This is a genomic window from Frigidibacter sp. MR17.24, from assembly GCF_037095655.1.
In the GTDB taxonomy this organism is placed as follows: Bacteria; Pseudomonadota; Alphaproteobacteria; order Rhodobacterales; family Rhodobacteraceae; genus Frigidibacter.
On sequence record NZ_JBAWKE010000004.1, the window covers coordinates 283633 to 292382 of the forward strand.

General features: G+C 70.4%; 9 protein-coding genes. 8 read left to right on the forward strand and 1 reads right to left on the reverse strand.

Translation table 11 applies throughout. The features are described 5' to 3' along the window. Positions 1–43: 43 nt before the first annotated feature. Entirely contained in the window at positions 44–253 is a 210-nt protein-coding gene (locus V8J39_RS15770; RefSeq protein WP_336461886.1) for a hypothetical protein, read from the reverse strand. A gap of 404 nt (positions 254–657) precedes the next feature. Here V8J39_RS15770 and V8J39_RS15775 point away from each other — a divergent pair, with 404 nt between their 5' ends. From V8J39_RS15775 to V8J39_RS15810, 8 genes are all read left to right on the forward strand, one after another. Beyond that, the gene (locus V8J39_RS15775) at positions 658–1434 is read left to right on the forward strand and encodes an enoyl-CoA hydratase (RefSeq protein ID WP_336461887.1); all 777 of its coding nucleotides are present in this window, start codon (positions 658–660) and stop codon (positions 1432–1434) included. 213 nt (positions 1435–1647) lie between these two features. Beyond that, complete coding sequence (gene rpsT, locus V8J39_RS15780) at positions 1648–1917, forward strand: 30S ribosomal protein S20 (protein ID WP_336461888.1); 270 nt, start codon at positions 1648–1650, stop codon at positions 1915–1917. 473 nt (positions 1918–2390) lie between these two features. Further along, a complete protein-coding gene (gene dnaA, locus V8J39_RS15785; RefSeq protein ID WP_336461889.1) occupies positions 2391–3809 on the forward strand; it encodes a chromosomal replication initiator protein DnaA in 1419 nt (472 codons plus the stop codon). A gap of 180 nt (positions 3810–3989) precedes the next feature. Continuing rightward, positions 3990–5108 carry a DNA polymerase III subunit beta gene (gene dnaN / locus V8J39_RS15790; protein ID WP_336461890.1) on the forward strand — a complete coding sequence of 373 codons (1119 nt, stop codon included), beginning with the start codon at positions 3990–3992 and terminating at the stop codon, positions 5106–5108. Between the two features lie 110 nt (positions 5109–5218). Further along, positions 5219–6328: a DNA replication/repair protein RecF gene (gene recF, locus V8J39_RS15795; protein WP_336461891.1), complete on the forward strand. Its 1110-nt coding sequence runs from the start codon at positions 5219–5221 to the stop codon at positions 6326–6328. Positions 6329–6333: 5 nt separating this feature from the next. Next, the gene (locus V8J39_RS15800; RefSeq protein ID WP_336461913.1) at positions 6334–6765 is read left to right on the forward strand and encodes a VOC family protein; all 432 of its coding nucleotides are present in this window, start codon (positions 6334–6336) and stop codon (positions 6763–6765) included. Positions 6766–6939: 174 nt separating this feature from the next. Continuing rightward, the gene (locus V8J39_RS15805; protein ID WP_336461892.1) at positions 6940–7908 is read left to right on the forward strand and encodes a bifunctional helix-turn-helix transcriptional regulator/GNAT family N-acetyltransferase; all 969 of its coding nucleotides are present in this window, start codon (positions 6940–6942) and stop codon (positions 7906–7908) included. Positions 7909–8081: 173 nt separating this feature from the next. Next, positions 8082–8702: a LysE family translocator gene (locus V8J39_RS15810; RefSeq protein ID WP_336461893.1), complete on the forward strand. Its 621-nt coding sequence runs from the start codon at positions 8082–8084 to the stop codon at positions 8700–8702. The last annotated feature ends 48 nt before the right edge of the window (positions 8703–8750 follow it).

Genomic DNA, 8750 nt, shown 5'->3' on the forward strand with positions numbered 1-8750 from the left:
TGATCGGTCGCAATTCAGCCAAAGGGCGGAGCCGCCCCCCCGGTCACAGCGAGGCTTCGCCCTGCGCGACCCGGCGGCAGCCCCATTTGGCGATGGTCCAGCCGGGATGGCCGGCGGTCCATTTCGCAAGCTCGGGCTGGGCCTGCATCAGGCACATGTAGGGGGTGAGGTTCTCGGACGAAAACAGAAGCTGCTGCTCGCGGCAATCGCTGGCGCCGTTCGGCAGGCAAGCCATAAAAACAAGGGCGATCATGAGTCGAAATCCTGGGCTGTAGGCAATCCTCCGTCCCGGAAACCTGCCATGCCGCAGCGCAGAAATACATCCCGCGCGGGCGGCAGACTGGTATGATCATCACGCAGGGCTGACCTTGGGCAGCGCCGCGGGGCGGCTGGTCAAAGCTTGGGCGCTTGATGAATGCGGGCGCCCCCTGCCCGAACCACCCGCGGACCACCCGCGGCCCGCCTTCAGCCCGCCTTCAGCCCGCCCGAAGCGCCCGTCCGGGGCGCCGCGACGATCGGGCGCGGGGGCCGCGCCGCCCCGCGCCGGCCCGCAAACGTTGGGTCGCGGTCGCGCCGCGCCGCGGCGATCGGCGGCGAGTTGCTTGCCAAACCGCCCGGTCATGGTAGGACTCTGCCGACCAAAGGAAGGGTTACCCGATGGCCTATCAGACGCTGATCGTCGAAGTCGAAGACTACGTCTCCCTGATCCGTCTCAATCGCCCCGATGCCTTGAACGCCCTGAACTCCCAGCTTCTGGGGGAACTTGCCGACGCGCTGAAGGCCGCCGACGACAACGAAAAGGTGCGCTGCATCGTCCTCACCGGGTCCGAAAAGGCCTTTGCCGCCGGTGCCGACATCAAGGAGATGTCGGAGAAAAGCTTCGTCGACATGTTCGGCTCGGACTATTTCGCCGGCGAGAGCGAGGCGATCCTGCGCACGCGCAAGCCGGTCATCGCCGCGGTGTCGGGCTACGCGCTCGGCGGCGGGTGCGAGCTGGCGATGATGTGCGACTTCATCATCTGCTCGGACACCGCCAAGTTCGGCCAGCCCGAGATCAACCTGGGCGTCGTGGCAGGGATCGGCGGCACCCAGCGGCTGACCCGGTTCGTCGGCAAGTCCAAGTCGATGGACATGCACCTGACCGGCCGGTTCATGGACGCGGCCGAGGCCGAGCGCTCGGGCCTTGTCAGCCGGGTCGTGCCGGCGGGCAAGCTGGTCCCCGAGGCGATGGCGGCCGCCAAGAAGATCGCCGAGAAATCGGGGCTGACGGTGATGGCGGTCAAGGAGGCCGTGAACCGCAGCTATGAGACGACGCTGCGCGAGGGGGTGCTGTTCGAGCGCCGGCTGTTCCACGCGCTCTTCGCGACCGAGGACCAGAAAGAGGGCATGTCGGCCTTCCTGGAAAAGCGCACGCCGCAGTTCCGCGACCGCTGAGGGGCCCGCCCTCAGGCCCGCCCCGCCCCCGTCGCCGCCCCCCGGACCGCGCCCCTGGCGCGGTTTTCGCTTTCCAAGGGCCGGGAAACTGCCTATAGGCCGGCGGATCATGCGTGTGAGGCCCGCTTTGGCCGGAATCAGCCGGTACCGAACCCGGTGGTGGGGCGATCACGCTATCAATTTTGCATTCGCCCGCCAGAGGGGAGCCACACCATGGCCAATACCGCACAGTCCAAGAAACGCGCCCGCCAGAACGAGCGTCGCTACGACATCAACAAGGCCCGCCGCTCGCGCATCCGCACCTACCTGCGCAAGGTCGAGGAAGCGATCGCCTCGGGCGACGCCGAAGCCGCCGCCGCCGCGCTCAAGGCCGCCCAGCCGGAACTGGCCCGTGGCATCACCAAGGGCGTGCTGCACAAGAACACCGTGGCCCGCAAGATGTCGCGCCTCTCGTCGCGCGTGAAGGCCCTGTCGGCCGCCTGATCCGGACCCCCGGCAAAACCTGAGCATTTTCGAAGGGCGCGGCAGACTGCCGCGCCCTTTTTGTTGTTTTTCAACGCCTTGCAGATCAGCGTGGCAGTCTTGCACGGGCGCTGGGATTCGGTCGCGTAAACTTCCCGTCAAGCGTGAAGTTCTGTTGCGGAGGTTTCGGGCCCCGGTCTAGCTTGGCCCTGCGATTCACATCGACTGGGGGAGATCGCTCGCCCCGCCACCGACACCCTGCCAGGTGCCGGAACCGCCGCTGCCACGGCGGAGGGACCGAGCGATCGGACGGACGAGCACGACACGTGACTGTCCCGATATCGAGAGGCGCGCCCGGACTGCCGGGCGTGGACGATCGAGCTGTCTGCGACCCGACCCGCCCTCCGCGGGCCGGGCCGGATGCGGCGTCCCTGACGTGAGGGTCGTAGCGGGCCGTGGGGGTTCCGCCTGCAGACAGAATGGACAGAACAATAATGGCTGAAGACAGCTGGGGACAGGTTCGGAGCGAGTTGCTCAAGTCTCTGGGCCACAACAATTTTGTGACCTGGATCGAGCCGTTGAAATTTGCCGGCCTGAAATCCGGGATCGCCCGGATCGAAGTGCCGACCACGTTCATGGGCGAGTGGGTGTCGCGCAATTTCGGCGAGCAGATCCGCCAGGTGCTGCAGCGCACCGGCGCCGAGGTCGACCGCCTGGAATTCGCCGTGCCCCGGGGCGGGGTCCGTGCCGCCGCCCGCCCGTCCGACGCCGCGGATGACGCCGCCCCTGCCCCGGCTGCCGCCATCGCCCGCGCCAAGGCCGCCCCGGCCGCGCGCAAGGCCCCGGCCGCCGCCGCGACCGAGGAGCTGCCGGGCGCCGCGCTCGACGCCCGTTTCACCTTCGACAGCTTCGTCGTCGGCAAGCCGAACGCGCTGGCCCATGCCGCCGCGCGCCGCGTGGCCGAGGGCGGCCCGGTCACCTTCAACCCGCTGTTCCTTTACGGCGGCGTCGGGCTTGGCAAGACGCACCTGATGCATGCGATCGCGCACGAGCTGCAGACCCGCCGGCCCGAGCTGAAGGTGCTGTACCTGTCGGCAGAGCAGTTCATGTACCGCTTCGTGCAGGCGCTGCGCGACAAGCAGGTGATGGACTTCAAGTCGATCTTCCGCTCGGTCGACGTGCTGATGGTCGACGACGTGCAGTTCATCGCCGGCAAGGATTCGACCCAGGAAGAATTCTTCCACACGTTCAACGCGCTCGTGGACCAGAACAAGCAGATCGTGATCTCGGCCGACCGCGCGCCGGGCGAGATCAAGGACCTGGAAGACCGGATCAAGTCGCGCCTGCAATGCGGTCTCGTCGTCGATCTGCATCCCACGGATTACGAGCTGCGCCTCGGCATCCTGCAGACCAAGGCCGAGCAGGCGCGCGACAGCGGCCAGTACAAGGGGCTCGAGCTGGCGCATGGCGTGCTGGAGTTCCTTGCCCACCGCATCACCACCAACGTGCGGGTGCTGGAAGGTGCGCTGACGCGGCTCTTCGCCTTCGCCTCGCTGCTGAACAAGCCGATCACGCTGGAGCTGGCGCAGGACTGCCTGGCCGACATCCTGCGCGCGAGCGACCGCCGCGTCACGATCGAGGAGATCCAGCGCAAGGTCGCCGAGCACTACAACGTCCGCCTTGCCGACCTGATCGGGCCCAAGCGCCAGCGCACCATCGCCCGGCCGCGCCAGATCGCGATGTACCTGTCCAAGCACATGACCACCCGGTCGCTGCCCGACATCGGCCGCCGCTTCGGCGGGCGCGACCACACCACGATCATGCACGGCATCCGCAAGATCGAGGAGCTGCGCGGCAGCGACAACCAGCTGGCCGAGGATCTGGACCTGCTGCGCCGGCTGATGTCGTCGTGACGCAGCCCGGACACGGGTCCCCGCGGGAACCGTGACCTGAAAGCCGCAGCGATGCCCGGCGCGCCTTGACGCGCCGGGGCGCAGCACACACAGTCGCCCGGACGGCCGGACCAGGTCGAAGGCACTTGAGCCGGCGGGGATCTGCTGTACCGTACCCCTCCCGGCGACATGGGGGTTTGAATGAAGTTCTCGATCGAACGCGGCACGCTACTGAAGGCCGTGGGTCAGGCACAATCGGTGGTGGAGCGTCGCAACACGATCCCGATCCTTGCCAACGTGCTGATCGAGGCCGAGGGCGAGGGCGTCAGCTTCCGCGCGACCGATCTGGACATCGAGGTCGTCGACCGCGCCGTGGCCCATGTCGAGCGTGCCGGTGCGACCACCGTCTCGGCCGTGACGCTGCACGAGATCATCCGCAAGCTGCCCGACGGCGCGCTGGTGTCGCTGGCCGAGGACGCCGCCTCGGGCCGGCTGACGGTGACCGCGGGCCGGTCGACCTTCAACCTCGCGACGCTGCCCAAGGAAGATTTCCCGGTCATGGCCTCGTCGGAATACTCGGCGAATTTCTCGGCCCCTGCCCCGGTGCTGCGCCGCCTGTTCGACAAGGCGAAATTCGCGATCTCGACCGAGGAGACGCGCTATTACCTGAACGGCGTCTACATGCATGTCGCGCAGGGCGAGGATGGCCAGGTGCTGCGCTGCGTCGCGACCGACGGTCACCGGCTGGCGCGCATCGACGCCCCCCTGCCCGAGGGCGCCGAGGCGATGCCGGGCGTGATCGTGCCGCGCAAGACCGTGGGCGAGCTGCGCAAGCTCTTGGACGACGACGAGGCGCAGATCGCGGTGTCGGTGTCCGAGACCAAGGTGCGCTTCGCCACCCCGACGATCACCCTGACCTCGAAGGTCATCGACGGCACCTTCCCCGACTACAGCCGCGTGATCCCGATGGGCAACTCGCGCCGGCTGGAAGTGGACGCGACCGAGTTCGCGAAGGCCGTCGACCGCGTCGCCACCGTGTCCTCGGAGCGGTCGCGCGCGGTGAAGCTGTCGCTGGACGAGGACCGGCTGGTGCTGTCGGTCAACGCCCCGGATTCGGGTGCGGCCGAGGAGGAGCTTGCCGTGGCCTATGGCGACGAGCGGCTGGATATCGGCTTCAACGCCAAGTACCTGCTGGAGATCGCGAGCCAGGTCGACCGCGAGAACGCGGTGTTCCTGTTCAACTCCTCGGGCGATCCGACGCTGATGCGCGAGGGCAACGACACCTCGGCGGTCTATGTCGTCATGCCGATGCGCGTGTGAGATCGGGCGGGCGGGGGGCTTTGCCCCGCATGAGGAAACAACGGGGGGCTCCGCCCCCCGGGCCTTCGGCCTCCCCCCGGGATATTTGAACAAAGTCGAGAAGGGGCGCGATGCCGGGCCTCGCGATCCATGAGCTGACGCTCGCCCAGTTCCGCTCGCATCGCCGGGCGGTTTTTGCGTTTGACGGGCGCCCGGTGGCGATCTGGGGAGCGAACGGGGCGGGCAAGACCAACATCCTCGAGGCGGTGTCGCTGCTGTCGCCGGGGCGGGGCCTGCGGCGCGCCGGGGCCGAGGAGCTGGCGCGGCGGCCCGATGCCGTCGGCTGGAGGGTGAGCGCGGGCCTGCGGCGCGACGGCGTGTTCCGCGAGATCGAGACCGGGGCCGAGGCGGCGGCCTCGCGCTCGGTGAAGATCGACGGCAAGGCCGCGCCGCAGGCGGCGCTGGCCGCCGTCGTGCCGATGGTCTGGCTGGTGCCGGCGATGGACCGGCTGTGGATCGAGGCGGCCGAGGGCCGGCGGCGGTTCCTCGACCGGCTGACGCTGAGTTTCGCGCCCGATCACGCCGAGGCCTCGCTGGCCTATGAGAAGGCGATGCGGCAGCGAAACCGCCTGCTGAAGGACGGGTCGCGCAACCGCGGCTGGTACGAGGCGCTGGAGGTGCGCATGGCCGAGGAGGGCGCGCGGATCCAGGCGAACCGGGCCGCGGCCGTCGCGCGGATCGTCGCGGCGCAGGCCGGGGCCGAGACCGCCTTCCCCGCGGGGACGCTGGCGCTGGCCGGGCCCGAGGGCGATCCGCAGGGCGCGGCGGCGCTGACCGCGGCCTGGGCCGAGGGCCGGGCGCGCGACTTGGCCGCCGGGCGCACGCTTGTCGGGCCGCATCGCGCGGATCTGGAAGCGATCTATGCCGCCAAGGGCGTGCCTGCGGGCCAGTGCTCGACCGGCGAGCAGAAGGCGCTGCTGCTGTCGCTGGTGCTGGCCAATGCGCGCGCGCTGGCGGCCGAGGGCGGGGTCGCGCCGGTGCTGCTGATGGACGAGGTCGCGGCGCATCTGGACGCGGGGCGGCGGCGGGCGCTTTATGACGAGATCGTGGCCCTGGGGGCGCAGGCCTTCCTGACCGGGACCGGACCCGAGCTGTTCGAGGGGCTGGGGGATCGGGCACAGGGCCTGGAAGTATCTGAAAGCGCCGGGATTTCCGGTGTGCGCGCGGGAGAGGTGCCATGAGCGGGATGCCGGTGCAGCGGGTGACGCTGATCACCCTGGGGGTGGCCGACCTGGAGGCGGCGCAGGCCTTTTACGAACGGCTGGGCTGGCAGCCGGCGCAGGCCGAGGAGGGCGTGGTCTTCTTCCAGATGAACGGCCTTGTGCTGGCGCTGTTCGGTCGCGCCGACTTGGCCGCGGACCAGAAGCGCCCGCTGGCAGAGCTGGGGACCGGCGCAGTGACGCTGGCGCAGAATTTCGAGACGAAGCAGCAGGTTGATGCTGCCTATGCCACCGCCCTCGCGGCCGGGGCCCGGGCGCTGAAGGCCCCCGAGGAGGTGTTCTGGGGCGGCTATTCCGGCTATTGGGCCGATCCGGACGGCCATGTGTGGGAGGTGGCGATGAACCCGTTCTGGCCGCTGGCCAAGGATGGCGGGCTGACCCTGCCGAGCGCGGGCTGAGCGGCACCGGGCCGGGCGGGGCGACGGTTGTCAGGGGGGCGCCGGGCGTGCACCGCCCGTGCACCCCCTGTACACCCCCAGCGGGCGCCGCATTCAGGGATCGGAAATTTCCATGGCGCGGCGCCGCGCTGCCGCATATGTTGCTTTTGGCAACACATGCCGGAATCAGGCATCATGACCACCTCGCTCCCGCCCCCTGTCGCGTCCGGTGTGGAGGTCGATCCCGCCGAGATCGCCGCCGTGCGCCGCTTCAACCGCTTCCACACCCGGCTGGTCGGCGCGCTGGACGAGCGGATGCTGGCTTCGGACTTCGCGTTGCCGCAGCTGCGGGTGCTGTACGAGATCGCCCATGCGCCGGCCGGGCAGGCGCCGGCGGCGCGCGACCTTGCCGCGGCGCTGCGGGTCGATCCCGGGTATCTGAGCCGGGTGATCGGCGGGCTGGAAAGCGACGGCCTGGTCGAGCGGCGCCCCAGCGCCGGCAATGCCAAGCGCCTGGAGCTTTGCCTGACGCCGCGGGGGAGCGAGGTCTTCGCCGGGCTCGACGCGGCCTCGGCCGCCGAGGTGGCGGCGCTGCTGGGGCCGCTTGTGCCGGCCGACCGGCGGGCGGTGACCGGCGCGATGGAGACGGTGCGGCGGCTGCTGGGCGACGGGCCGGTCGAGCGCACGGTGGTGCTGCGCGACCCCGAGCCGGGCGATCTGGGCACGATCGTCGCGCGCAACGGCGCGCTTTACGCCGCGGAATACGGCTGGGACCAGAGCTATGAGGCGCTGGTGGCCGAGATCGTGGCCGGCTTCGTGCGAAGCTTCGACCCGGGCTGCGAGCGGCTGTGGATGGCCGAGGTCGAGGGACGGGTCGCGGGTTCGGTCATGGTGATCCGGGGACCGGCCGAGGGCACGGCCAGGCTGCGGTTGCTGTGGGTCGAGCCCTGGGCGCGGGGCCTGGGGATCGGGCGGCGGCTGGTCGAGGAATGCCTGCGCTTCGCCACGGCGCGGGGCTACCGGCGCATCGAGCTGTGGACCAACGATTGCCTGGTGAGCGCGCGGCGGATCTACCAGGGCGCCGGCTTCGAACTGGTGGACGAGGCCGCGCACCACAGCTTCGGCCGGGACCTCGTGGGGCAGACCTGGGCGCGGGCGCTCTAGCCCGGTCCGCGGCGCCGCGCGGCGGCCGCCGGAGGGCCGCGGCCGCCGGCCTGCCCCCCGGCCCGCCGCCCCCGGCCCGCCGCCCCCGGATGCGCCCATACTGCCCCCTCGACAGCGGCGCGGCGGCCCGGCATGACTGCGCCACCAGATCCCCTGCCCCGCACGAGGCCCCGATGACACTTTCCGCCGAAGGCCTGTGGCTTTATGCCGGTGCGCTTTTGATCCTGTGGCTGACGCCCGGCCCGGTCTTCGTGGCGATGATCGCGCGCGGGCTGACCGGCGGCTTCGCCGGGGTCTGGCCGCTGGCGGTGGGCGTGGCGCTGGGCGACCTGATGTGGTCGCTGCTCGCGATCTTCGGGCTGTCGGTGGTGGCGGGCCAGCAGGCCGAGATCCTGCACGTGCTGCGCTGGGTCGCGGCGGTGATCTTCCTGGTGATGGGGGCGGGGCTGATCCGCAACGCCGGCAAGCCGCTGAGCACCGACGGCCGGATGACGCGGCCGGGGCTGTGGGGCGGGTTCTCGGCCGGCATCCTCGCGATCCTCGGGAACCCGAAGGCGATCCTGTTCTACATGGGCGTGCTGCCCGGCTTCTTCGACCTCAGCCACGTCACCGGCGCCGACATCGTGGCGATCGTGGTGCTGTCGATGGCGATCCCGCTTGCCGGCAACCTCGTCACCGCCGCCGCCGTCGGCCGGGCGCGGGCGGTGCTGTCGACGCCGGGCGCGCTGAAATGGACCAACCGGACCGCCGGTGGCCTGCTGGTCGCGGTCGGCTGCGTCATCGGCTTCCTGTGACCACGCCGGGGCGACGCCCCCGGGCGGGGGGGCGGGGGGGGGGGGGGG

Coding starts and splice junctions, on each gene's coding strand:
- recF (WP_336461891.1), top strand. CDS start 5,219: ATGCCGGGCCTCGCGATCCATGAGCTGACGCTCGCCCAGTTCCGCTCG.
- V8J39_RS15805 (WP_336461892.1), top strand. CDS start 6,940: ATGACCACCTCGCTCCCGCCCCCTGTCGCGTCCGGTGTGGAGGTCGAT.
- rpsT (WP_336461888.1), top strand. CDS start 1,648: ATGGCCAATACCGCACAGTCCAAGAAACGCGCCCGCCAGAACGAGCGT.
- dnaN (WP_336461890.1), top strand. CDS start 3,990: ATGAAGTTCTCGATCGAACGCGGCACGCTACTGAAGGCCGTGGGTCAG.
- V8J39_RS15810 (WP_336461893.1), top strand. CDS start 8,082: ATGACACTTTCCGCCGAAGGCCTGTGGCTTTATGCCGGTGCGCTTTTG.
- V8J39_RS15775 (WP_336461887.1), top strand. CDS start 658: ATGGCCTATCAGACGCTGATCGTCGAAGTCGAAGACTACGTCTCCCTG.
- dnaA (WP_336461889.1), top strand. CDS start 2,391: ATGGCTGAAGACAGCTGGGGACAGGTTCGGAGCGAGTTGCTCAAGTCT.
- V8J39_RS15800 (WP_336461913.1), top strand. CDS start 6,334: ATGCCGGTGCAGCGGGTGACGCTGATCACCCTGGGGGTGGCCGACCTG.
- V8J39_RS15770 (WP_336461886.1), bottom strand. CDS start 253: ATGATCGCCCTTGTTTTTATGGCTTGCCTGCCGAACGGCGCCAGCGAT.